The organism is Capnocytophaga sp. H4358 (assembly GCF_002302515.1).
GTDB lineage: Bacteria > Bacteroidota > Bacteroidia > Flavobacteriales > Flavobacteriaceae > Capnocytophaga > Capnocytophaga canis.
In genome coordinates this window covers 533,949-556,737 of the sequence record NZ_CP022380.1, presented here as the reverse complement: position 1 = coordinate 556,737, position 22,789 = coordinate 533,949, and the positions used below count along the sequence as shown (strand labels likewise).

The window sequence follows — 22,789 nt, the reverse complement described above, 5'->3', positions numbered from 1 at the left end:
TTTATTGATTTTTTAGATTAAACTCCGATTCATCACGCAAACACTTAATCATTGATGTGTTTTTAATTTCCTTAATTACAAAGGAACTTTGGATGTTTGAAATGATTTCTAATTTTGATATTTTATGTACGACAAACCGCTGATATTCTTCCATGTCATTTAATACTAATTTTAATAAGAAATCGTAGCCTCCCGCCATATAGGAAGCCTCCAACACTTCGTCAAGGGTACTGATGTATTGTTCAAACTCTTCAAAAAGTTCGCCTTGATGTCTAAGTAATTTTACCTGACAATAGGCTATTAGTTTCTTGCCTAAGAGTTTTCCATTAACAACAGCAACGTAGTTGGAAATGTAGCCCAGTGATTCTAATTTTTTGATTCGTTCATGGACTGGTGTGATGGAAAGTCCTACTTTTTCAGCTAACTTCTTGATGGATTGCTTACTGTCCTGTTGCAATTCATCTAAAAGCATTAAGTCGGTATAATCTAATGTGTACATAATGTAAAGATTTTTTAATTAGGTTTCGTGAAAAAAAATAAAACATCAAATGAGAGAAAATGTCTTGTAATACAACATAAATTGAGTATAATTACCCCCAATGTTCTCCAAAATTATTTTTTACTTTTGCTACGATTTCTTTGATATTTTGTTCTTTTTCTTTTGGATATATTAAAAGAATGTCTTTTTTGTCTACAATTATGTAATCGTCAAGCCCTTCAATGATAACCATTTTATCAGTTTCAGTACGGACAATATTTTTTTCTGAATTAGAAAACAATACTTGAGCATTGACTGTCACGTTCTGTTGATTATCCTTAGGGAGCTTTTCATAGAGTGATCCCCATGTCCCCAAATCATTCCAATCAAAACGGGCAGGTAATACGAAAATATTCGTTGAAGGCTCCAAAATAGCATAATCTACCGAAATATTGGTTGCTTTTGGATAGTTTACCTTAATAAAATCAAATTCTTTTTCTGTATTATAGAATTTTTCCCCCTCTTTAAATAGCTCGTAAAGTGTGGGTTGGTAGGTTTCAAAAGCTTTTAAAACACTGCCTACATTCCATATGAAAATTCCTGCATTCCAAAGAAAATTGCCTTGAGCCAAAAAATCTTTAGCTGTTTCGTAATTAGGTTTTTCTCTGAATTTACAAACTTTTTTGATGTTGTTATTATCACTTTTGTCATACTGTATGTAGCCATAACCCGTATTCGGAAAGGTAGGAACAATTCCTAGAGTCATGAGTATATCTTGATTTTGTGAATTTCCAAAACATTCCAGAACATTTTCTGTAAATTCAGCCTCATCTTCAATCCAGTGGTCACTCGGAGCTACAATCATTACTGCATTAGGATTCCTTGTTTTTATTTTCATAGCCGCATAGAGTATGCAAGGAGCAGTATTTCGCATAGCTGGTTCTAAAACAATGTTTTGTGTAGCGATATCTGGAATTTGGTCTTTTATCAACTCTTCGTATCGTTCGTTAGTTAAGATGAGAATATTTTCTTTGGGAATAAACTTACTCAATCGAGAAAATGTTCTCTGTAGTAAGGTTTCTCCTGTTCCCAGCATATCGTGGAATTGTTTTGGATAATTTTCCGTACTCACAGGCCAAAAACGAGAACCTACTCCCCCTGCCATAATAACCCCATAACGATTCTGTTGCATAGCTAATATTCTTGATATAGTTAATTAAATTACTCAGCAAAGATATATATTTTTTTCTAACGAAAGTAGATTCATTAGAAAAATATTAATAAAAAATCCAAAAAAGAAAAGTTTATTTCTTTCTTGGATTTAGTATGTTGGTGTAAAAACAGGACTTATAAAAGTTTAAATCCAGCTCCTATTTGAATAACATTGCTACGTCCTCCTGCTATGGTTATATCGGAAAGCCCCATTACATAACGTGCGTAAAATACGAACGCAGGAATGTTAATCTCAATTCCTAAAGCTAAATCAATAGGAGATTTTTTCAAGAGATCTTGGTATTTTTCGTCTGAGTTTGCAAGGAAACTAAATTGAGGTCCCGCTTGAATGTAAAGTGTTTTTAAAGGAGTTACCTCAAATAGGACAGGAACACTGATATAGTCCAAATTCGATTTTTCAAATGATAATCGGTTGTAGAGTACCTCTCCTTGTACCTGTAATTGATCCAGAATGCCTATTCCTAAGAAGGCTCCTGCGTGGAATCCAGTATTTAAATCGTTTTTGATATCTTTTACATCTGAAATTTTCTGCAGATTGAGCCCTGCTTTCACTCCTAAATCAATGCTCTGAGCATACATCTGTACTGTGCTAAGTGTTCCGAAAAACACTGAAGCGATCATAATAAATCTTTTCATAGTATTCTTTTTTATTTTGAATTATATTTTGAGCAAAATTAAAAAATAAAATAATAAAATCAAAATAATAGTTAAAGAAAAAGTTTTAAATTTTAGTTGTAAAGCATTGAACTTTCTTCTCATCTATAGGCTATTATGGATACATATCAAGAGAATTTCTATGAAAAAGATTATTTTCAAGTGTTTACACTGTCAAATGATGTTTTTTTAATGGGAGAGAAAATAATTTTGAGTATAATATGCTTAAATTCAAAATAATATACTCGGTCACGCTAATGTTTTTAATTGAAAAGTTTGGTTTTTCTTGAAGGTGAGTGTCGTTGACGTAATTTATAGATGTTTAAAAATCAGTTTAATTTATTCACACTCCGACTCTGAAACTATGGTATAGTCATTCGAGTCGAAGTGTTATTTGTGTCTTGATTTCCTACGATTTTGATTTACTATCTTGATTTTTCATTTTTTCGGCTATTTGATTTGATGCCGTGAATGAAGTAATCATATTGTTCAGCATATCGCTTCCTGCTTGTGGCGAATTTGGCAATAAAATCAGATTGCTATTTGTTTGTTGTCCAACGGCTTGAAGTGTGTCATAGTGCTGTGTGACAACAATCAAAGCTGAAGCTTCCTGTGAACTAATTCCAACTTTGTTTAGTACGTCCACACTTTCCACCAAACCACGAGCAATTTCGCGTCGCTGATCAGCGATTCCTTGTCCTTGCAAACGTTTACTTTCCGCTTCGGCTTTTGCTTTTTCTACAATTAGAATCCGTTGAGCATCTCCCTCATATTGAGCAGCAACTTTCTCACGTTCGGCAGCATTGATTCGGTTCATTGCCGATTTTACCTGTGCATCAGGGTCAATGTCTGTGACTAAAGTTTTGATGATGTCATAACCATAGGTTTCCATCGCTTCTTGTACCTCTCGTTTTACAGCAATAGCAATATCATCTTTTTTAACAAAAACATCGTCCAAACGCATTTTTGGAACTTCAGCACGAACCACGTCAAACACATAACTCGTAATTTGGTCGTGAGGATATTCTAATTTGTAAATCGCATCATACACCTTATCTTTAATGACCACATACTGTACCGAAACTTTTATTTTAACGAATACATCATCTAAAGTTTTAGTTTCAACAATGACATCTAATTGTTGTATTTTTAGACTAATACGAGCTGATATTTTGTCGATAATTGGAATTTTGATTTGCAAACCCGAATGACGAATACTTTGGAATTTGCCAAAACGTTCAATCGCAACTGCAGTTTGTTGTCTTACTGTAAAGAACATTCCAAAAAAAACGATTAGTATCCCTATGATTAAGGGAAGCGAAGAGAATAGATTTTCCATAAAAAATAAATTGTTTAATAAAATTGTTGGCTAATATACAACTTTTTTCGAGAATTACAATAGTCTAAAAATATTTTATGCTTGTATTTTTGTCTTTTTTAGGTTGTTTCGCATTCTTTATTAAGGCGTAGCTACAGCAGAGATAAGACTGAAATTAGACGGTGAAAAGTTCAAAAACTTTATTCTATTCCTGTTAACATTGTAAGTTAGGCTTTTTACCAAAGCCAAATTCATCTTATAGAAAGGATTTCTCTTGAAAAAAGATGTCAAAACTTCATTTAATAAAAAAATATTCGTAATTTTGCCGATTGAAAATACTTTTCTTTAATTGTAACAATTTTAAATATCACAAAATGAGATTATTAGAAGGAAAAACTGCGATTATCACAGGAGCAAGTCGAGGTATAGGAAAAGGCATTGCAGAAGTGTTTGCATCACAAGGTGCGAATGTTGTGTTTACTTACAGTGCATCGGTTGAGGCAGCACAACAACTAGAAGAAGAATTGAAAGCCAAAGGGGTGAAAGCCAAAGGTTTCCAAAGTAATGCTGCCGATTTTGAAAGTGCTCAGCAATTGGCAGATGCCGTACTTGCCGAATTTGGAAGTATAGACATTTTAGTGAATAACGCAGGAATTACAAAAGACAATCTTTTGTTGCGTATGCCAGAAGAGGACTTCGACAAAGTCATTGAAGTGAATTTAAAATCAGTCTTTAACATGACCAAGGCGGTACAACGAGCAATGTTAAAACAACGCAGAGGGTCAATCATCAATATCAGTAGTGTTGTTGGAGTTAAAGGAAACGCAGGACAAGCCAATTATGCAGCTTCCAAAGCAGGAATGTTAGGGTTTACCAAGTCGGTTGCCTTGGAGTTGGGTTCAAGAAACATCCGTTGTAATGCAATTGCTCCCGGCTTTATTGAGACAGAAATGACTGCTGTTTTGGATCCAAAAGTAGTGGAAGGATGGCGTGAAGCTATTCCGTTAAAACGAGGCGGAACAACAGTAGATGTAGCAAACGCTTGTCTTTTCTTAGCATCAGATATGTCTGCTTACGTCACAGGACAAGTCCTGAATGTAGACGGAGGAATGCTAACGTAATTAAAACCAATGTATTATATCTATCAAAATGCAATTTAAAAAATATATTATCATAGGATTATTGAGTGTTGGATTTAGCTCATGTGGTGAATATCACAAGGTGTTGAAATCCGATGATTCAGCACGTAAATATGCTATGGCGGAAGAATTGTATAAGACAGGGAAATACCGCAGAGCCACAGAATTGTTTAAGCAGATTGCCAATGAATATGCTGGACGACCACAGGGGGAACGTATTTTCTATATGTATGGAGATGCTTACTATAAGTTGAAGCAGTACACCTTAGCAGCATATCCTTTTCAGCGTTTCCAAAATCTATATCCTCGTAGTGAAAAAGTGGCAGAGGTAGCATTTTTGGAAGCCAAAATGTTTTATATCGATACTCCTGAATACAGTGTTGATCAGCAACCAACAAATGAGGCATTGGAGAAATTGCAATTATTTTTAGACAAATATCCGAATTCTGAATATGCTAAGGAAGCGAGTGATATGGTTGTTGACCTATTGACACGTCTTCAAAAAAAAGAGTTTGAAATTGCGAAACAGTATAATACCATTCGTGACTATCAGGCATCTATGACCTCGCTGGACAATTTTCTAGCAAATAATCCAGGGAGTGTTTTCCGTGAAGAAGCTTTGTATGTGCGATTGAACTCAGCATATGAATGGGCCATCAACAGTGTTGAACACAAGAAAAAAGAACGATTGAACACAGCCAAAGAAGCGTATGAAATCTTGTTGAGATCATTTCCTGAAACAAAGTACAGAAAAGAGGCGGATAAAATGCTCGAAAAAATTGAATCAACGTTAAAAAATTTTTCATAAGAACATCAATAAAACACTGAATACTATGGATTTAAAAAAAATAGACGCTCCTATTTCAACGATTACTTATAGTCGTGCCGATATTGAGGCTGAAACAGGAAATATTTATGAAGCTATATCAATCATTGCAAAAAGAGCCGTGCAAATTAACGCGGAAATTAAGAAAGAATTGATTGATAAATTAGAGGAATTTGCAACTAATAATGATAATTTGGAAGAAATATTTGAAAATAAAGAACAAATAGAGGTTTCTAAATTTTATGAAAGATTACCAAAACCACAAGCAATTGCTGTGAAAGAATGGTTAGACAAAAAGGTATATCACAGAGAAACTACTTAAAATTTTTCGTTTTCATAGTAAAGGGGAAAGCAATTGAAATAAGAAGTTGCTGTCCCTTTTTTTGTCTACATATATTTATTCATGCTTAATTCTTTAACTCCGTTATTTATGCAGTCACAGGTAATTTGCTAAATATTAGCAGATTGAGCAAATTCGTTTCTGTAGCTAATTTTGTTTTATATTTAGAAATTGCTCTAAACTAAAGAAAAATATCGGTACATGTATCGTCAAAGTTCTTACATTTTCTAAAAATTAGGGTAAAGGCACACCAGAAGAATTTGTATGTATTTGTGATGAACATCTATATGAGACAAGCGATAAGAAAATCAAAAGATATGTCACTACAAGGGAAAAATATCGTTTTAGGAATTACGGGGGGCATTGCCGCTTACAAAACGGCTCATTTGGTACGCCTTTTTGTAAAAAAAGGAGCAAATGTTAAGGTAATTTTGACTCAAAGTGCTACAGAATTTATAACTCCATTGACTCTTTCTACCTTGTCGAAAAATGAGGTATATACTTCATTTTCAACGACAAATGCACGCTGGAATAACCACGTAGAATTAGCCTCTTGGGCTGATTTCATGATCATAGCTCCTGCTACAGCTAACACTTTAGCAAAGATGGCTACGGGGTTATGCGATAATTTTTTATTAGCAACTTACTTATCAGCTAACGTTCCAGTGTTCGTAGCTCCTGCTATGGATTTAGATATGTATGCTCATCCTACACTCAGTAAAAATTTATCTCAAATTGCAGAGCATGGAAATCATGTTATTCCTGCTACTTTTGGTGAATTAGCAAGTGGGTTGGTTGGACAAGGTCGCATGGCAGAACCTGAGAATATTGTTTCTTTCATCGAAAATACGTTTGATAATAATTTACCGATGAAAGGCAAACGATTACTCATAACTGCAGGGCCAACTTACGAAGCTATTGATCCTGTCAGATTTATAGGCAATTTTTCGACAGGAAAAATGGGAATAGCTTTAGCAAATGAGGCTTTACAACAAGGAGCTATCGTTGATTTGGTATTAGGGCCTTCTGCGGAGAAAAATATACATAAAAACATACGGCTACATCGAGTAATAACTGCTGATGAAATGTATGAAAAGGTAGTCTCGTTATTTGAAAACACGGACGTGGCTATTCTTTCGGCAGCTGTTGCAGATTATAAACCTAAGAATCCTGCTTCTGAAAAAATTAAGAAAAATGACAATGAGCTTCATTTAGAATTGGTTAAGAATAGAGATATACTTGCTTCATTAGGTGCTAACAAAAAACATCAGTTGCTTATAGGATTCGCTTTAGAAACAGAAAATGAACTTGCCAACGCCAAGTCAAAGTTGAAGCGTAAAAATTTAGACGCTATTGTACTTAACTCACTCAAAGACAAGGGTGCAGGATTTGGCACGGAAACCAATAAAGTTACTTTTATCACTCATGATGCAGAAGTTTCTTTTCCCTTGAAAGATAAGAATGAGGTAGCCAAAGACATTCTCCGCGAAATCTCGGATCGATTCTACAAATAATAGTGTTGATTTAAAGTACAAACACACAGATAAGAACTTAACTTCTTGTCTGTGTGTTTATAAACTTAAAAATTGTATTACTACATTATCCTAAAACTTCTTTCACTTTATCAGCAGCTTCTTGGAACATAATAGCAGAATGTACTGCCAATCCTGAATTGTCAATGATTTCTTTTGCTAATTCAGCATTTGTGCCTTGTAAACGTACAATGATTGGAACTGCTATATCTCCTCCCATATTTTTGTAAGCATCAACGATTCCCTGTGCTACGCGATCACAACGTACTATTCCACCGAAAATATTTACTAAAATAGCTTTCACTTGTGGGTCTTTTAAGATAATACGGAAAGCCGTTTCCACACGTTTAGCGTCAGCTGTTCCTCCAACATCCAAAAAGTTTGCAGGTGAACCTCCTGCTTGTTTTATCAAGTCCATCGTTGCCATTGCAAGTCCTGCCCCGTTTACCATACACCCAACATTTCCATCCAAAGCTACGTAGTTCAGTCCTACAGCTTTAGCTTCAACTTCAATTGGGTTTTCTTCACGTAAATCACGTAAATCAACATAGTTTTTATGACGGTATAAAGCGTTGTCATCAAGAACAACTTTGGCGTCTACTGCAAGAATTTTATTGTCTGAAGTTTTTAATACGGGGTTGATTTCAAACAGACTTGCATCGGATGATACATAGCAATTGTACAAAGCGGTAACGAATTTGACCATTTCTTTGAAAGCATCGCCTGTAACTCCTAAATTAAACGCCACTTGACGAGCTTGGAAAGGTAATAAACCAACAGCAGGGTCGATTTCTTCTGTAAAAATCAAATGAGGGGTTTTTTCAGCTACCGTTTCAATGTCCATTCCTCCTTCAGTCGAGTACATAATCATATTTTTCCCTTTTGAACGATCTAGTAGTACAGACATATAGAACTCTTCAGGTTGGCTTTCTCCTGGATAGTATACATCCTCCGCGATAAGGACTTGATGAACCTTTTTACCTTCAGGAGGGGTTTGTGGAGTCACCAAATTCATTCCTATGATTTGTTCAGCAAGAGGCTCAACATCTTGCAGTCCTTTAGCTAATTTTACTCCTCCACCTTTGCCACGACCACCCGCGTGAATTTGTGCTTTTACTACATACCACTGGGTTCCTGTTTCTGCGGTTAGTTGTTTAGCAGCATCTACTGCTTCTTTTGGACTTTGAGCCACAATACCGCGTTGTACGCGTACGCCAAAACTCGAAAGTATTTCTTTTCCTTGATATTCGTGTAAATTCATTTTTTAGATTTATTTATAATTCACAAAGATAGAAAACAATTTTTATAAAAAAAAAATATTCTGTTTTTTTTGATTAATTATTTTTGTGAAACTTGTACAAAAAACAAATGATATTTTGTGCTAATTCTTCCTTTTTTGTAGTAATGAAATGAATACATAGGCAACAATGATCAAAGGAATTGCTACAAATTGCAGAATAACCAATGAAAGGACGCATATTCCTAAGAAGATATATTTAATTTTATTGTTCTTGAAACTAAAATCTTTGAATTTCAAGGCGAAAAGAGGAATTTCAGCATTGAGCATATACGAACTTAATAGCGTAATACATACTAAAAACCAAGTATTTTGAAGGATGATTTCAAAAAAATCCGCTGGTTGGAATTGTAAAATAACAGGCAATGATAGAATAAATAGAGCGTTTGCAGGAGTTGGTAGTCCAATGAATCCCGTTGCCTGTCGAGTATCTATATTAAATTTAGCCAATCGATAAGCGGAAGCTAAAGTTATTAATAGTCCGAAGTAGGGCAAAATATCAGTTAGTAGAGTTTTATTTTCGTTTACAAAATCACTTTTAGCGATGAGTTGAAACATTACAATTCCTGGGACTACACCTGCTGTAACCATATCTGCTAAGGAATCCAGTTGTAGACCTAATTCAGATTTTACGTTCAACAAACGAGCAAAAAAACCATCAAAAAAGTCAAAGAATATCCCTAATGAAACAAAAAGTCCTGTCATGGCAAAATTGCCTTTTACGGCATAAATCACCGCAATACTTCCGCATAATAAATTCAGTAGAGTTATCAGATTTGGGATGTGCTTTTTCATAAAAATTGTGCTTTGTTTTCGATAAAAAAAGGCTGTCCGATAGTTTTGGAAAGCCTTTATTTTGAGTTTGTTAAATTTTGTGTTGTGTCAAGTGATTAATTTATAATTATTTACAAGTGTCTGCATCCAAGTAGTCGGGATGGGAGTCGTTATCACAATTGGTATATGTAATTATTCCATAGTCATCTACTTGAATTTCTTCCAATGAAGGTTTGCCATCTCTGTCGTGGTCAGCCCGTTTGGTTTTTATCAAATGTATTGTAAACATCAAAGGGGAGTAGGCAGGAATACTTTGTTTTGATGTGTTGAAATATGCTAAACGTGAGGGCATAAAAAATACACCAACCCCGCCATCAGTTGGAGTTTGAATAGTTCCATCAACATTGACCATGATTTCAGAAGCTGAATCTTTCAACTCAGCGATGCTGTGTCTGAATCCTCGAATTACATTTATGGCATTTGGATTTGTCACATCACCCAGCAAATCAAACCAATTCGACTGTGTGTATCCTACTGACCTGTCAAATTCTATTCCTTTTAATAACTGTCCTCTGTAAGCTATGTAAACCGAATCGGCTATACTTGATTTCATTCCTGTTCCCTCTTGTACAGGCAGGTAGTAGAGTTTATGACGTACTTTTTTGTTATTAGCATCATAAGCATCAATTTCTATGGTTTTTACCAAATCCATGAGAGATGTTTGGTTTGCATTTGCCCCAGCAATGGTGTCTAAAACTACCTCGTTATTTTTAAAAGTATGGAAGTGTGTTTTTAAGTAGTTGGTAATAGCTGCGTCGTTCTCATCACGTACTTCAGTTACATCACGAGGAGGCGTTATAGGCTTTGATTCTTCCTCTTTTTTACAGGAAATAATCGATAAAATAGCTAATAGGCTGATACTTAGTGTTATTTTTCGCAACATATATTTTTTTTGTTTTTTCAAGGGTGCAAGATACGAAATTATATTATTTTTGCCATATACTTTCATTGTTAATATTCAGATTTTATGAGAATTGATAAATTTCTTTGGTGTGTACGCTACTACAAAACTCGGAATATGGCTACGGAGGCCTGTAAAAAAGGACATGTACGGATTAATGGTGACATTGCCAAGCCTTCACGAGAGGTTTTTAATGCCGATAAAATAGCTCTTCGCAAAAACCAAATTACCTACGAATTGAAAGTGCTGGATATTCCTCCATCACGCGTAGGAGCTAAGCTACTGGATTTATATCGACAAGATCTGACGCCTCCTGAAGCTTTTGAACATGCTGAATTGATGAAATTATCACAAGAGTACTACCGAAAAAAAGGCGAGGGTCGTCCTACTAAAAAAGATCGACGTGCCATAGATAGCTTACTCAACGATGCCGATGACGACGATTGGGATATTTAATTAAATCCTAAACTATTTATTAAAAATTGAAAGCATTTTCAAAAGGTGTTTTTTTACAAAATCTTGTTTTTAAGGTCTTTGTAAAGAAACAAGCTATGCTTAAAAAAGAAACGTGGCATCACGAACGAATATTTCAGAGTAATCTTCTATGCTATTTCCCTCTCAAAATCGGATTCAGTTCCTCGTCGTTGTACATTTTCATCTGTTTGTAAACTTTCATGTACTTCCTACCAGCTTCAATATCAGCTAATAATTGATCAAGAGCATCAGAAAGATCTTTGCGTTGTTCAATTAGTACGTTGAGTTTTTCTTGACATTTGGCTCTATGTTTGTCTGAAGCATCAGGTCGATTTACTTCCTCTTGCATGTGATAAATTTTCAATGCCAAAATCGACAGTCTGTCCACTGCCCATGCTGGGCTTTCGGTGTTAATTGTTGCATTTTCAATAGGTTTTACATTTTTATAGGTGTGTAAAAAGTAACTGTCTATATACTCTACCGTATCGGTACGGTCTTGATTTGAAGCGTCAATTTTCCGTTTTAAATCTAAGGCTTCGACAGGGTCGATATTCGGATCACGAATAATGTCCTCGTAGTGCCATTGTACAGTGTCTATCCAATTTTTACGATAGAGTAAATGCTCCATCGAAGATGAAGGATATGGATTGCTAAATGGCTGATACACATCATCTAAGATATGATATTTTTGAATGCTTTCTTCAAAAATCGCTAAGGCTTTTTCACTAAACATATGTATATATTTTAGAGGTGTTTAAAATTCTAATGGTATATAATTATAATTTAAAACTTTGATTGTTAAATGCTTACGTTATTTGAGTGTGGTGGAATGTTCATCCAAATAAGCTCTTCGTACTTTTTTAAATAGTTCCGAGGAGTATACAAAATCCGTAACAGCTTCATTGTCAGTTATAAAAATTGTATCTTTTGAACCTTCCCATTCTTTATATCCATTTTTGAGGAATATGATTTTTGCTCCAATTTCCATTACGGAGTTCATATCATGGGTGTTAATAATAGTGGTAATATTAAATTCTTCGGTGATTTCCTGAATCAAATTGTCGATAACGATAGCCGTTTTTGGATCAAGACCTGAGTTAGGTTCATCACAAAATAAAAAATTCGGACGATTGACGATTGCACGGGCGATGGCAACTCTTTTTTGCATACCTCCAGAAATTTCTGAAGGCAATTTATGCTCAGCATTCACCAATTTCACACGATTGAGTACCATATCAGCTCTTTCGCGAATTTCTTCTGGAGTTTTTGAAGAAAACATCTGTAATGGAAATGTTACATTTTCAAGTACAGTCATAGAATCAAATAAAGCACTTCCTTGAAAAACCATTCCCATTTTTTGGCGTAGCTTTGTGCGTTCGTTGCGCTTCATTTCAGCATAGCTAACCCCGTCATAGATAATATCACCCTCATCGGGTGTGAATAATCCTAATAAAGATTTTAAAAAAACAGTTTTTCCAGAACCACTTTGACCGATGATTAGGTTAGTTTTTCCTTTTTCAAAAGTTGTTGATATACCTTTCAGTACAGGTACTCCGTTAAATGATTTATGTAGGTTTTTAACTTGAATCATAGTTTTGCTTGTTCCTTTTTTTAAATGAGTGAAGTAATTTTAGGCGTAGAACAACTGTGTCAATACCGAATTAACTATAATAATCACAATACTCGTCCATACGAACGATGTTGTACTTGCCTTTCCAACATCTAAAGCTCCACCTTTCATGTAGTAACCGTGATATGCAGGGACTGTAGCTAAGAAAAAGGAAAATACCAATGTTTTGGTAAAGGCATAAACTAAATCGTATGTTTTGAACTGCATTTGTACCCCTTCTATAAACTCGCCTGAAAAAGCAGCTCCACTTGCCACAGTTGAGACCCAACCACCTACAATACCTACGAACATGCCAATCGCAACCAGAAAAGGAAAGAAAAGCAGTGCAATGATTTTCGGAAAAACCAAATAGTTTAGTGAATTTACTCCCATAACATCTAAAGCGTCAATCTGTTCTGTAACTCGCATTGTTCCGATGCTTGAAGTTATGAATGATCCTACCTTTCCTGCTAAAATTACTGATGTAAATGTCGGTGCAAATTCCAAAATGATGGATTGACGTGTAGCAAAACCTATTAGTGATTTCATTACCAAAGGAGAGTCTAAGTTCAATGCTGTTTGAATAGCAACGACTCCCCCTATGAAAAATGAAACGAATAGGATGATTCCTAATGAGTTGACTATCAGATCATCAATTTCTTTGATGATTAGCTTTTTTGTGATTGACCATCGCGTCCTTTTTCTGAATATATCGTAGAGCATTATAAAGTAACGCCCAATAGCTTCAATGTGTTTCATAGTGAAAAATAAGAGCAAAAATACAAAAAAATATTGGTTTACAAAAAAGTAAGGCTATCCTTTTTACGAATAGCCTATCCTTATTTATTAAATAACAAATTGTATAGATTTTTAGAATAATTTTATTGACATTGTCAATAGAATGTTACTTCTTGTCGATGTCATTTTTGCAGGTGTAGTTAAGACCGATTCATAGATACGATGGTAATTATCTTGCTTTGCAACGTCATACGACAAATCGAAACGCACACCACCAAGAGCGTATCCTAAGCCTAATGAATATCCCGTCAAATCACCTATGTATTTAATTCCTGTTTTGTAAGGACTTTGTTCATGACGGATTCCTGCTCGTAAACTCAATGCTTTGATTCGGTATTCTCCACCTAAACGAATAGTCGAGGTGTCTCCTAATTCATTTTGAATGACTGTGTTTTCCGATTTTAAATTTTCTGTTCTGAAATATGTTTTCCCATATCCTTTGTAGATATAATCAAAGCTAATTAAGCCGTTTTTTCCAAATATATAAGCAGCACTTGCAGTCCATGAACCTGGCGTGCGGAATTTGTACTCATCGTATACAACTACTACTCGTGGGTCTGCAAAAAACGCTCGGTTGTTTGTTTCTATGTACTGAGTTGTTTCATCTTGTAATGTGTACCAAGTAGGCGAAGTATACGAAACTCCTAAACGTAAATCTTTCGTAGCTTTAGCTATAGCCCCCAACTGAAAGGAAATTCCATTCCCTAAAGTTTTCAATTCGTTTCTGAAATATGCATTTTTGATATCTCCGGAATGATCATATCCTTCATAGTGGCGTGTAACACTCGAATAATCAACAGTATGGGCATTGAATCCTAAACCTAAATAAATATCATCACCATACTGGGTAGCGAAACTAAAGTTGTACTTATGTATTCCTCCTTTGGTCGTAACATCGAAATTCTGCTTGGTTGAAACTCCTGCCACCTTGTTTATGTAGTTAGTCTCTGCTAAAATATTATCTGCTAATTGGTCAGAGTCGGAAGGTTGAATTTCTCGAAATCCAATTTGAGGATCTACCAAGCCTACTGTATATCCCAATAGAGCATTACGTAGGGTAAATGCTCTTGGTGATCGTCCCATAGCATCATAAATATCAGTCAAACTATTTCTTCTCACAATAACCTTATTTTCGTAGTCATCTAACATCAAGTCTTGCTGGGCGATGCCATTGGCAAAGTGTTGAAAATAGTCTCCTAAATTTTTCCCTGTTGTAGAGCCTCCATAAATAAAATCTCGGTTGAAATCGGCTGAGGTTTGGTAGTTGAACGACAGTGCGAATTTTTTCCAATCTGAATCATCCGTATTCGGAATACTGAAAACTACTCCAAACTGATCGAAAGTGAAGTTTGAGTATTTGTTAGTCACAGTAGTATTGTGTAATGTATTTTTGGAGTTGAAACTTTCCCCTCCCAAAGTGAAAGTTATTTCGCCTGTTGAAAAAATAGCACTACCTGCAGGATTCACACTGATAGCGGATAAATCTCCTCCCAGTGCACCAAAAGCCCCACTCATAGCTCGGTAACGAGCCGTTCCGTTCAAATCTTCAACAGAATAACGCAATGCATCTGTTAAATTTTGAGCTGAAGTAACACCAACTATGGATGAGCATATTAATAATAATGTTTTTCTCATTTTCTATTCGTTTAAATTCAAATGTATATTCTAGGACTAGTAACTTCTTCGGGTAGTTCCGCTACTACTGCGGTTTGAGTTTCCGCTACTGCTTCCTCCTGAGTCGTAAGAACGAGATGTATTCCTACTATTATCGTAACCTCTGTTTGTGTTGGAAGGTGTGTAGCTTCTTGACGAATTGTTATAGCGTTCTTGATTTGAGTTGTAGTTAGAACTTCTTTCTCTACTTTGGTAGGATCTAGAATCTGAGTTTACTCGATTTTGGGTAGAATTGCTCGGTGAGTAACTTCTTGACGAAGTACCTCTATCATTATTACTGTTGCCATAATTTGAATTTCGTTCAGTTCGATATGTTCTTGAGTCTGAGTTGCTTCTATTAGGCACATATCCTCTTGAAGAGTTACCTCTATTGTGGTCATCGTAATAACCGCTTGAATCGCCTCTACGTCCTACAGTTGGTGAATATCTTCTACCATCATATCGGTAGTAGTTTCCATTGCTGTAATACCCTCCATTGTTGTAGTATCTATCACGGTAATAATATCTATCACCGTAATAGTATGGATATCCATAGTAATGTCCTCTGTAATACGGATAATACCCATAGTGATAAGGGTGGTAATAGCGTTCATAATATCCCCAACCCCAGCCTATTGAAAATCCCCAGGTTCCTCTGTTTCTGTAATATGGGTAGTAACCTCCATAATAAGGTGTCGGATACCAAGCTCCATATCCCCAATAAGAATTGTAGCGATAATAAGGATCGTACCAATAGCTATTATAATCATAAATATTTACAGTCACTTGTGAAGGATTGTCTCCCCAACCAGCGTACGCTTGTCTTCCATTTTCTGTATAAGTGTTTGATGAATAGTTATCTACATCAGTAAACACGGTATAATTGTCATCAGGGGTAAACTGTTGAGCCTTATCTCGGAAGTAATTACTGTATTTATTCTCGCGTACAACTATTGTTTGCTGTGCAGGACGATGCTCCACAACTTCTACATATCGTACCGATGGACGCTCTCCATAGATTCCGTCATCGTAATATGTGTAATAAGAACCACAGGAAGCCAAAAGCAACGGTAACATCACTAAAAAACTTCTCACCGCAAGAACTCTAATTTTGTTATACTTTTTCATAATACTGAATTTAAAAATTTCACTTCATGTTGAAATCATAGACTTCACTAATAAATCAACAATATCTGTGCCAAATTTTGAACAAAAGCAATCCATAGTTTTTTGGAATAAAGAAGAAGCTTTCTGAAAAGTTAACACGACGTACCTCCGAGCAGTAAGCAATATCCTAAGCTGTTGATATTTAAACGCTCTTAAATAGCGGTACAGTAAGAAAAACTTTTCGGAAAGCCTTTATAATTAATATGTTGGAAATTAGCTGTTTTACTTTTTAGCTACTAATTTTGCAATATTTACAATCACTTGTGTAGCTTTTTCCAAACTTTCTACAGGAACATATTCAAATTTCCCGTGGAAATTATGTCCTCCGGCAAAAATATTTGGACAAGGTAACCCCATAAAGCTCAGTTGCGAACCATCTGTTCCGCCACGAATAGGCTTGATAATAGGGGTGATTCCCAGTTCTTTCATCGCTTTTTCGGCTACTTCTACAATATGAAAAACAGGTTCAATTTTTTCACGCATGTTGAAATATTGGTCTTTGATTTCTACCGTAACAGCATCTTTATGAGTTTTGTTTAATTCCTCAACAATTTGTTTTATAGTTTCTTTTCGTTTTTCGAATAACTGACGGTCGTGGTCACGGATGATAAGTTGCACAGTCGTGTTTTCAATGTCGCCTGTTATATCCATTACGTGAAAAAATCCTTCTCTGCCTGAAGTTTCTTGTGGGATTTCATTTTCAGGCAACATTGATATAAACTTGTTGGCAATCAACAAGGAATTGACCATTTTGTTTTTCGCATAACCTGGATGTACGCTTTTCCCTTTGAAATACACTTTTGCCATCGCAGCATTAAAGCTTTCGTATTCCAATTCTCCGATTTGACTTCCATCCATGGTATAAGCCCAGTCGGCACCAAATTTTTCCACATCAAACTTGTGGGCTCCACGTCCAATTTCTTCGTCAGGGGTGAATCCAACACGGATTTTACCATGCTTAATTTCAGGATGTTGTATCAAATATTCCATAGCGGTAACAATTTCTGCAATTCCTGCTTTGTCGTCAGCCCCTAATAAGGTAGTTCCGTCTGTAGTGATAATTGTTTGTCCTTTGTAAAGCAATAGGTCTTCAAAATATGAAGGGGAAAGTACTATGTTTTTTTCTTTGTTCAGTACGATGTCGCTTCCATCATAATTTTCAATAAATTGAGGATTTACGTTTTCTCCCGAGAAGTCAGGCGAAGTGTCGAAATGAGCAATAAATCCAATGGTTGGTACTTCATAATCAACGTTTGATGGTAAAGTTGCCATTACATACGAATTTTCATCAATTGTAACCTCTTCCATGCCAATTTGTTTTAGTTCTTCGGCTAAGAATCGAGCTAAGTTCCATTGTTTTTCTGTACTTGGAGTAGTTTGACTTTCAGGGTCAGATTGTGTGTCTGTTTTTATGTACGTAATGAAACGTTCTACTAATTTTTGCATATGGATTAACTATTTTATTATATAAATCTGATTTTTCTTAGTTTTAAAACCTATTTTTTTGTTTGTTTTAGAAGATTTAACGACTCTTTTAAGTTTATTATTCGCTTTTAGGTATATACTTTTACCAGCAGGAAGCATCACATAGCATGTACTTCCGCTTAAGGAGATGATTTCCGCCTCTTTAAGATTGTGATCTTCCCAAGAAAAGCTAACTTCAAAGTTATTTCTTGCCTTCATTCCTTTCATTTCTCCATTTTTCCAGTCAGGATGGCTTGGCAGAGCAGGTAAAATTCGGATAACATTGTCTTTTCCATGACTTTGTAAAAGCATTTCTGAAATTCCAGCCGTTCCTCCAAAGTTTCCATCAATTTGAAATGGAGGATGAGCACAAAATAGATTAGCGTACGTTCCACCATCTCTCCAGTTATTTGAACTAATTTCAGTAGGTTTTAATAGCTGCCGAATCAGTGTAAGGGCATGATCACCATCTTGTAATCTTGCCCAGAAATTTATTTTCCAAGCCTTGGACCAACCTGTTCCAGCATCACCACGTATGTTTAAAGTTTTGCGAGAAGCTTCGGCGAGTTCAGGCGTGTCCCAAGGGGTTATTTCATCATACGGATATAGTCCGTAGAGATGTGATACATGACGGTGTTTAGGGTCAGAGTCCTCCCAATCGTCCAACCATTCGTTCAAATCACCATCTTTTCCGATAGTGTTTGGTGCTGTGTTTTTAATTATATCTCGCCATTGAGAGTGTTTTTCTTTGTCGACACCCAATAATTGGGACGCTTTTAAGGTGTTGGAAAATAATTCTCTAAGAATTTGCATGTCCATTGTAGGCCCCATGCAAGTGAATCCAACTTGTTTTTTTCCATCTTTTAATTCTGGAAGTACATATCCGTGTTCAGGAGAATTTGAAGGAGAAGTAACCCAAAAATTTGTTTGAGGATCTTTCACTAAAATATCTTCAAAAAAACGAGCTGATTCTTTTAAAGTTGGATAGTATTCTCGTAAGAAGTTAATATCCTGAGTGAATTTGTAATGCTCCCAGATATGTTCACAAAGCCAAGCTCCTCCCGTAAGTGTTGAACCCCAACTTGCTCCTTCGCCTGGAGAGGTGAAAAACCAAGGATTGCTAATCACGTGAGCTACCCATCCGTTAGCATTGTAATAAGCCTTAGCCGTTTTTTTTCCATTCTCCATTAGGTTTTTAGTGAAACGATGCAAAGGCTCAGCTAAATCGGATAAATTAGTTTGCTCAGCTAACCAATAATTCATCTGTACGTTGATATTTAAATGATAATCACCATTCCAAGGCGTTTGATACTCCTCAGCCCACAACCCTTGCAGATTCGCTGGTAACAATCCAGGTCGTGACGAGCAAATCAGTAAATAACGCCCAAAATTGTAGTACAAAACAGGTAATAAAGGATCATTTTCACCTTTATAAAAGCGGTGTAATCGTTCATGTGTAGTGAAATTTTCAGTAGGAATGCTACTTGGCATATACCAACGATTGCGATTGAAAACTTCCTGATATTTTTTTTGACTATCAGATAAGGCAGCCTCAAATGATGCACTTTTATGTAGGTATGAATGTGCTTTTTCTACCACGTTTTCTGAAGATAATTTCCCTGTATTATGATCGTAATTTGTTGAAGCACTTATTTTTAAAATAATGTTTTTTGAATTGTTGACAACTAAACAATCATTATTTTGTTCTAAAACTCCATCTGCTTCCACCTCTACGACTGAAGCAAACCTCATTCCCTTTTCAGTTTCATTAGGCAACGTTCCACTCATAATGATTTGGTTCCCTTGATATGAAACGGAAGCATTTTCCTTACGCGAAAGAGCTACGTTAAGTTGTAAGGGATTCGATGCAGAAATTTTAATCCATAAAATGTCGTTTTTAAAATCAGCGAAAGCAATTTGTTGAATTTGGTTATTATCACGTTCAAAGGAGGTGGTGGCAATAGCTTTCTCAAGATCTAAAATTCGTTTATAATTTTTTACTGGAGAAGAGTTTTGCCAATCCAAGGTAAGATCTGCCAATATTTGATAACAACCGTAGTGACATTTCATGCCATTCCCATGACAAGACCCACGTCCTTCAGATACAAAATGCTTTTGAAGTAATTCTTGTGCCTGGAGATTTTTTCCTTCAAAAAGTAATTGTTGGATTTCTTTCAGATAGGCATTGGCATTTGGGTTATCAGACTCCTGATGTCCTCCTGACCAAAGTGATATTTCGTTTAAAACGATGCGTTCCACATCAGTTTTTCCGAAAATCATTGCTCCTAAGCGTCCGTTTCCGATAGGAAGGCTTTCGGTGAAATGCTTAGCCGATTCGTTGAATACCACCGAAACGTCTTGTTTTTGAGCGTTTACCACATAACAGATGAAAAACGCTAAACATACAAATGATTTTTTCATTGTTACTTAATTAGAAAATTAGCACCCAAATTTATGACTTTTTACCACAAATAGCAAAAAAACCGATTAGAAATTTCTAATCGGTTTTTCAATTTATTCTTTCATATGAACTATTTCAATTCGAAAGTAGCTTTGCGAACAATTTGACGTGCCTGAGCAGAGTTTTTGTTAACACTTTTATCTTCCCCTCTTCCTTCAGAGGTAATTCTTGAAGCATTAATTCCAGAGTCAATCAACAATTGTTTAACAGTGTCAGCTCTTTTCTTAGATAAACTTTGGTTGTAATTTGTTCCTCCTAACTCATCTGCAAAACCTACAACATTTACCCTTGAACTTGGGTTTTCTTTCAAGAATTTAGCAACAAAATCAGCAGCCCAAATTGAATAAGACTGAGGTTTGCTTGAGTTGAAATCAAAGTAAACGTTAATATATCCTTTTCGTATTAAATCACTAGCTGTGTCGCTATTGATTTCACCCGAGTGAGATACACTGTTCTTTGTAGCGTAGTTTTCATTCAAGTAGTTTTCGATTTCATCAGGAATATTATTTCCGTTAGCATCGTTCATTTTATTTTCTTTTTTAGCCACTTCTTTCTGTAAACCAGCTACATCTTTCTCTAACGCTGCTATACGGTCATTCAAATCTGATTTTTCAGTTGCAATACTATGCCAATCAGCGTGTTTTCCATGTTTTCCGATAGCAAACTGTAGGCCGACAGTAGTTACAAAGTTAATTCCCTGAATTGCTTTATTTTGAGTTGCTGTAAAGCCATCAAACGTTCTGTCTTGTTTTCCGTTAAAGTAAAAAGAACCGTCAACAACTAACGTAATTCTGTTAGAAATACGCAACTGAGGGGTTAAACCAACAACGCCGAAAGCTACTTGATCCTTACCTGAGAAAGCATCTGCCTTTAGCTGACCGTATCCAACACCTGCATGAGCCAACAATCCTAAATCACTCGTCCATTCTTCAAAGCCTAAAACACGACCTATGTTCGCAATTCCTTGTAAATTAACATTCCATAGGTTTGATTCAAACTTTGGCGTATTGTTCTTATTCTTGAAAGAATCGTATCCTCCACCTAAGCGAAGACCAAACTTATTGTTGAACATATAGCGAACACCACCGCTCACGTTCCATGGGCTAAGTGTTGAAGTTGAATAGCCTTCAGACATTTCAACCAAAGGGCTGTTAACACCCCCTTGTAAGTCAATTGACCATTTGTTGTAATCTTCTTGAGCTTTTACAGAAACTATTGCTAAGGCAAATATTCCTAAAGTAAAAATCTTTTTTTTCATTTTTCTCGTTTTTTATATAAATTAATACTGCTTTTTGTTGTGGGTAGCAAAAATAATACTAATTTGAAAATTAGAGAAAAAATTTTGTCATATTTAACGTTTTTCTTTGTATTTTAACAACATTCGCTCCAAAGGAACTACAGATGCATCTACTCCTTCCTCAAAAGACTTAAATTGTTTCTTTACGACGAAACTTTCACCCGGAACATGAACCTTAATTTCTACAATTTTATTTTCTTTAGCGCTTGTGTTTTCTAATTTTAGATGGACATCTGCTTCGATTATTTTATCATAGAAGAGGTCTAACTTATCTAACTTTTTTTGGATAAAATCAACCAATTTTTGGTCAATAGTAAAATCTACTGGATGTACGTGTACTTTCATAACTTTAATTTTATAAAAGGTTAAACAACTTTTTTATTTATTCATTTTTTATTGCTCGAGGATGAGCTCCGTTGTACTGCTTTTTCAATTCTGCTAAACTACTATTAGTATAAACTTGGGTACTCGCCAAACTGGAATGTCCTAACAGCTCTTTAACAGTGTTCAAATCTGCTCCTCCGTCCAATAAATGACTTGCAAATGAGTGCCTCAATACATGAGGGCTTACGTTTTTCTTTGTTGTTATTGTGCTAAAGTACGAATTAATTATGCGATAAACAAGTGTTTCGTAAATTTTTTTTCCATTTTTTAGTAAAAATAAATAATTTTCACTTTCTGAATTTGCAACTTCTTGTCGTACAAATAGATATTCTTTCAATGATTTTTCTAACTCAGGAAGCATTGGTATGAGGCGCTCTTTGTTGCGTTTTCCTAATACTTTTAGTTGATGCGAACCAAAATCAATGTCTTTCAATTGCAAATTGATTAATTCGAAACGACGTATGCCCGTGCTGTAAAGCGTTTCTATAATGGCATGATTTCGAATAGCCTCAAAACAATTTTTGTCTTCACATAGCGACAGTACTTTTTTTACTTCATCTTCAGAAAAGGGAAGTTTTATGTTTTTTTCTGTCTTCAACGAGGGAATTCCTTTTTCAAAAGGGCTTACTTCAATTTGACTTGATTTTTTCAGAAAAGAAAAGTAAGTTCTCAAGGCAGCCAATTTCCGATTGACGGTTTTAAAAGTGATGTTTTGCTCAGTTAAATGGATAATCCATTTTTTTAAGTCTTCTTGTTGGGCATTTTCGATATTTTGGTTTTCTTTAGGATTTAGTTCGTTTAGAAATTTTTCAAATGATATCAGGTCATGTTTGTACGCTTCCACAGTGTTTGTGGAATAATTTCGCTCTATGGTAAGATAGTTTATGAAAGCACTGACAGACATTGTTTTATAGTTATGTAGTGATATAT

General features: G+C 35.4%; 22 protein-coding genes. 5 read left to right on the top strand and 17 right to left on the bottom strand.

Annotated elements, in window-relative coordinates; all coding sequences use genetic code 11:
- Position 1: 1 nt before the first annotated feature.
- The 4 genes from CGC49_RS02370 to CGC49_RS02355 form a co-directional block, all read right to left on the bottom strand.
- A complete protein-coding gene (locus CGC49_RS02370) occupies positions 2–499 on the bottom strand; it encodes an Lrp/AsnC family transcriptional regulator (protein WP_095911762.1) in 498 nt (165 codons plus the stop codon).
- Between the two features lie 91 nt (positions 500–590).
- Positions 591–1,670, bottom strand: coding sequence for a mannose-1-phosphate guanylyltransferase (locus CGC49_RS02365; RefSeq protein ID WP_095911761.1), 1,080 nt, complete (start codon positions 1,668–1,670; stop codon positions 591–593).
- Between the two features lie 155 nt (positions 1,671–1,825).
- On the bottom strand, positions 1,826–2,347 hold the full coding sequence (locus CGC49_RS02360) for a porin family protein (RefSeq protein ID WP_095911760.1): 522 nt from the start codon (positions 2,345–2,347) through the stop codon (positions 1,826–1,828).
- Between the two features lie 427 nt (positions 2,348–2,774).
- A complete protein-coding gene (locus tag CGC49_RS02355) occupies positions 2,775–3,704 on the bottom strand; it encodes an SPFH domain-containing protein (protein WP_369800737.1) in 930 nt (309 codons plus the stop codon).
- Between the two features lie 353 nt (positions 3,705–4,057).
- Between CGC49_RS02355 and fabG the strand changes: the two genes are divergently transcribed.
- From fabG to coaBC, 4 genes are all read left to right on the top strand, one after another.
- A complete protein-coding gene (fabG, locus tag CGC49_RS02350; protein WP_095893328.1) occupies positions 4,058–4,804 on the top strand; it encodes a 3-oxoacyl-[acyl-carrier-protein] reductase in 747 nt (248 codons plus the stop codon).
- A gap of 28 nt (positions 4,805–4,832) precedes the next feature.
- Positions 4,833–5,630, top strand: coding sequence for an outer membrane protein assembly factor BamD (locus CGC49_RS02345; RefSeq protein WP_095893327.1), 798 nt, complete (start codon positions 4,833–4,835; stop codon positions 5,628–5,630).
- A gap of 25 nt (positions 5,631–5,655) precedes the next feature.
- A complete protein-coding gene (locus CGC49_RS02340) occupies positions 5,656–5,970 on the top strand; it encodes a DNA-directed RNA polymerase subunit omega (RefSeq protein WP_042008807.1) in 315 nt (104 codons plus the stop codon).
- A gap of 305 nt (positions 5,971–6,275) precedes the next feature.
- On the top strand, positions 6,276–7,502 hold the full coding sequence (gene coaBC / locus CGC49_RS02335; RefSeq protein WP_369801104.1) for a bifunctional phosphopantothenoylcysteine decarboxylase/phosphopantothenate--cysteine ligase CoaBC: 1,227 nt from the start codon (positions 6,276–6,278) through the stop codon (positions 7,500–7,502).
- Between the two features lie 85 nt (positions 7,503–7,587).
- On the opposite strand, the gene sucC is transcribed toward coaBC, so the two are convergent.
- From sucC to CGC49_RS02320, 3 genes are all read right to left on the bottom strand, one after another.
- Positions 7,588–8,781 carry an ADP-forming succinate--CoA ligase subunit beta gene (sucC, locus tag CGC49_RS02330; protein ID WP_042008084.1) on the bottom strand — a complete coding sequence of 398 codons (1,194 nt, stop codon included), beginning with the start codon at positions 8,779–8,781 and terminating at the stop codon, positions 7,588–7,590.
- 120 nt (positions 8,782–8,901) lie between these two features.
- Positions 8,902–9,612 (bottom strand): phosphatidylcholine/phosphatidylserine synthase, encoded by a 711-nt coding sequence (locus CGC49_RS02325; RefSeq protein ID WP_042342909.1) that lies wholly within the window; start codon positions 9,610–9,612, stop codon positions 8,902–8,904.
- Positions 9,613–9,718: 106 nt separating this feature from the next.
- Positions 9,719–10,534 carry an FKBP-type peptidyl-prolyl cis-trans isomerase gene (locus CGC49_RS02320; RefSeq protein WP_095912666.1) on the bottom strand — a complete coding sequence of 272 codons (816 nt, stop codon included), beginning with the start codon at positions 10,532–10,534 and terminating at the stop codon, positions 9,719–9,721.
- A gap of 84 nt (positions 10,535–10,618) precedes the next feature.
- On the opposite strand from CGC49_RS02320, the gene CGC49_RS02315 reads away from it, so the two are divergent.
- Positions 10,619–11,008, top strand: a complete 390-nt coding sequence (locus CGC49_RS02315; protein WP_042008077.1) for an RNA-binding S4 domain-containing protein — start codon at positions 10,619–10,621, stop codon at positions 11,006–11,008.
- Positions 11,009–11,159: 151 nt separating this feature from the next.
- On the opposite strand, the gene CGC49_RS02310 is transcribed toward CGC49_RS02315, so the two are convergent.
- The 10 genes from CGC49_RS02310 to CGC49_RS02265 form a co-directional block, all read right to left on the bottom strand.
- Positions 11,160–11,759 carry a DUF4254 domain-containing protein gene (locus tag CGC49_RS02310; RefSeq protein WP_042008074.1) on the bottom strand — a complete coding sequence of 200 codons (600 nt, stop codon included), beginning with the start codon at positions 11,757–11,759 and terminating at the stop codon, positions 11,160–11,162.
- A gap of 78 nt (positions 11,760–11,837) precedes the next feature.
- A complete protein-coding gene (locus tag CGC49_RS02305) occupies positions 11,838–12,617 on the bottom strand; it encodes an ABC transporter ATP-binding protein (RefSeq protein ID WP_042008072.1) in 780 nt (259 codons plus the stop codon).
- 39 nt (positions 12,618–12,656) lie between these two features.
- Positions 12,657–13,394 carry an ABC transporter permease gene (locus CGC49_RS02300; protein ID WP_042008069.1) on the bottom strand — a complete coding sequence of 246 codons (738 nt, stop codon included), beginning with the start codon at positions 13,392–13,394 and terminating at the stop codon, positions 12,657–12,659.
- Between the two features lie 111 nt (positions 13,395–13,505).
- A complete protein-coding gene (locus tag CGC49_RS02295; RefSeq protein WP_095911759.1) occupies positions 13,506–15,068 on the bottom strand; it encodes an OmpP1/FadL family transporter in 1,563 nt (520 codons plus the stop codon).
- A 36-nt stretch (positions 15,069–15,104) separates the two neighbouring features.
- Positions 15,105–16,214 carry a hypothetical protein gene (locus CGC49_RS02290; protein WP_232745191.1) on the bottom strand — a complete coding sequence of 370 codons (1,110 nt, stop codon included), beginning with the start codon at positions 16,212–16,214 and terminating at the stop codon, positions 15,105–15,107.
- Between the two features lie 261 nt (positions 16,215–16,475).
- Entirely contained in the window at positions 16,476–17,699 is a 1,224-nt protein-coding gene (gene pepT / locus CGC49_RS02285) for a peptidase T (protein WP_042008063.1), read from the bottom strand.
- A gap of 9 nt (positions 17,700–17,708) precedes the next feature.
- Positions 17,709–20,138, bottom strand: coding sequence for a glycoside hydrolase N-terminal domain-containing protein (locus tag CGC49_RS02280; RefSeq protein ID WP_095911758.1), 2,430 nt, complete (start codon positions 20,136–20,138; stop codon positions 17,709–17,711).
- 110 nt (positions 20,139–20,248) lie between these two features.
- Positions 20,249–21,436: an OmpA family protein gene (locus CGC49_RS02275; protein ID WP_095911757.1), complete on the bottom strand. Its 1,188-nt coding sequence runs from the start codon at positions 21,434–21,436 to the stop codon at positions 20,249–20,251.
- 93 nt (positions 21,437–21,529) lie between these two features.
- Complete coding sequence (gene hpf / locus CGC49_RS02270; RefSeq protein WP_042342916.1) at positions 21,530–21,820, bottom strand: ribosome hibernation-promoting factor, HPF/YfiA family; 291 nt, start codon at positions 21,818–21,820, stop codon at positions 21,530–21,532.
- A 37-nt stretch (positions 21,821–21,857) separates the two neighbouring features.
- Positions 21,858–22,763, bottom strand: a complete 906-nt coding sequence (locus tag CGC49_RS02265; RefSeq protein WP_042008055.1) for a tyrosine-type recombinase/integrase — start codon at positions 22,761–22,763, stop codon at positions 21,858–21,860.
- Positions 22,764–22,789 lie beyond the last annotated feature (26 nt).

What these genes read in the sequence shown, in the direction of transcription:
- CGC49_RS02370 (WP_095911762.1), bottom strand. Translation starts at nt 499, where the DNA reads ATGTACACATTAGATTATACCGACTTAATGCTTTTAGATGAATTGCAA.
- CGC49_RS02365 (WP_095911761.1), bottom strand. Translation starts at nt 1,670, where the DNA reads ATGCAACAGAATCGTTATGGGGTTATTATGGCAGGGGGAGTAGGTTCT.
- CGC49_RS02360 (WP_095911760.1), bottom strand. Translation starts at nt 2,347, where the DNA reads ATGAAAAGATTTATTATGATCGCTTCAGTGTTTTTCGGAACACTTAGC.
- CGC49_RS02355 (WP_369800737.1), bottom strand. Translation starts at nt 3,704, where the DNA reads ATGGAAAATCTATTCTCTTCGCTTCCCTTAATCATAGGGATACTAATC.
- fabG (WP_095893328.1), top strand. Translation starts at nt 4,058, where the DNA reads ATGAGATTATTAGAAGGAAAAACTGCGATTATCACAGGAGCAAGTCGA.
- CGC49_RS02345 (WP_095893327.1), top strand. Translation starts at nt 4,833, where the DNA reads ATGCAATTTAAAAAATATATTATCATAGGATTATTGAGTGTTGGATTT.
- CGC49_RS02340 (WP_042008807.1), top strand. Translation starts at nt 5,656, where the DNA reads ATGGATTTAAAAAAAATAGACGCTCCTATTTCAACGATTACTTATAGT.
- coaBC (WP_369801104.1), top strand. Translation starts at nt 6,276, where the DNA reads ATGAGACAAGCGATAAGAAAATCAAAAGATATGTCACTACAAGGGAAA.
- sucC (WP_042008084.1), bottom strand. Translation starts at nt 8,781, where the DNA reads ATGAATTTACACGAATATCAAGGAAAAGAAATACTTTCGAGTTTTGGC.
- CGC49_RS02325 (WP_042342909.1), bottom strand. Translation starts at nt 9,612, where the DNA reads ATGAAAAAGCACATCCCAAATCTGATAACTCTACTGAATTTATTATGC.
- CGC49_RS02320 (WP_095912666.1), bottom strand. Translation starts at nt 10,534, where the DNA reads ATGTTGCGAAAAATAACACTAAGTATCAGCCTATTAGCTATTTTATCG.
- CGC49_RS02315 (WP_042008077.1), top strand. Translation starts at nt 10,619, where the DNA reads ATGAGAATTGATAAATTTCTTTGGTGTGTACGCTACTACAAAACTCGG.
- CGC49_RS02310 (WP_042008074.1), bottom strand. Translation starts at nt 11,759, where the DNA reads ATGTTTAGTGAAAAAGCCTTAGCGATTTTTGAAGAAAGCATTCAAAAA.
- CGC49_RS02305 (WP_042008072.1), bottom strand. Translation starts at nt 12,617, where the DNA reads ATGATTCAAGTTAAAAACCTACATAAATCATTTAACGGAGTACCTGTA.
- CGC49_RS02300 (WP_042008069.1), bottom strand. Translation starts at nt 13,394, where the DNA reads ATGAAACACATTGAAGCTATTGGGCGTTACTTTATAATGCTCTACGAT.
- CGC49_RS02295 (WP_095911759.1), bottom strand. Translation starts at nt 15,068, where the DNA reads ATGAGAAAAACATTATTATTAATATGCTCATCCATAGTTGGTGTTACT.
- CGC49_RS02290 (WP_232745191.1), bottom strand. Translation starts at nt 16,214, where the DNA reads ATGAAAAAGTATAACAAAATTAGAGTTCTTGCGGTGAGAAGTTTTTTA.
- pepT (WP_042008063.1), bottom strand. Translation starts at nt 17,699, where the DNA reads ATGCAAAAATTAGTAGAACGTTTCATTACGTACATAAAAACAGACACA.
- CGC49_RS02280 (WP_095911758.1), bottom strand. Translation starts at nt 20,138, where the DNA reads ATGAAAAAATCATTTGTATGTTTAGCGTTTTTCATCTGTTATGTGGTA.
- CGC49_RS02275 (WP_095911757.1), bottom strand. Translation starts at nt 21,436, where the DNA reads ATGAAAAAAAAGATTTTTACTTTAGGAATATTTGCCTTAGCAATAGTT.
- hpf (WP_042342916.1), bottom strand. Translation starts at nt 21,820, where the DNA reads ATGAAAGTACACGTACATCCAGTAGATTTTACTATTGACCAAAAATTG.
- CGC49_RS02265 (WP_042008055.1), bottom strand. Translation starts at nt 22,763, where the DNA reads ATGTCTGTCAGTGCTTTCATAAACTATCTTACCATAGAGCGAAATTAT.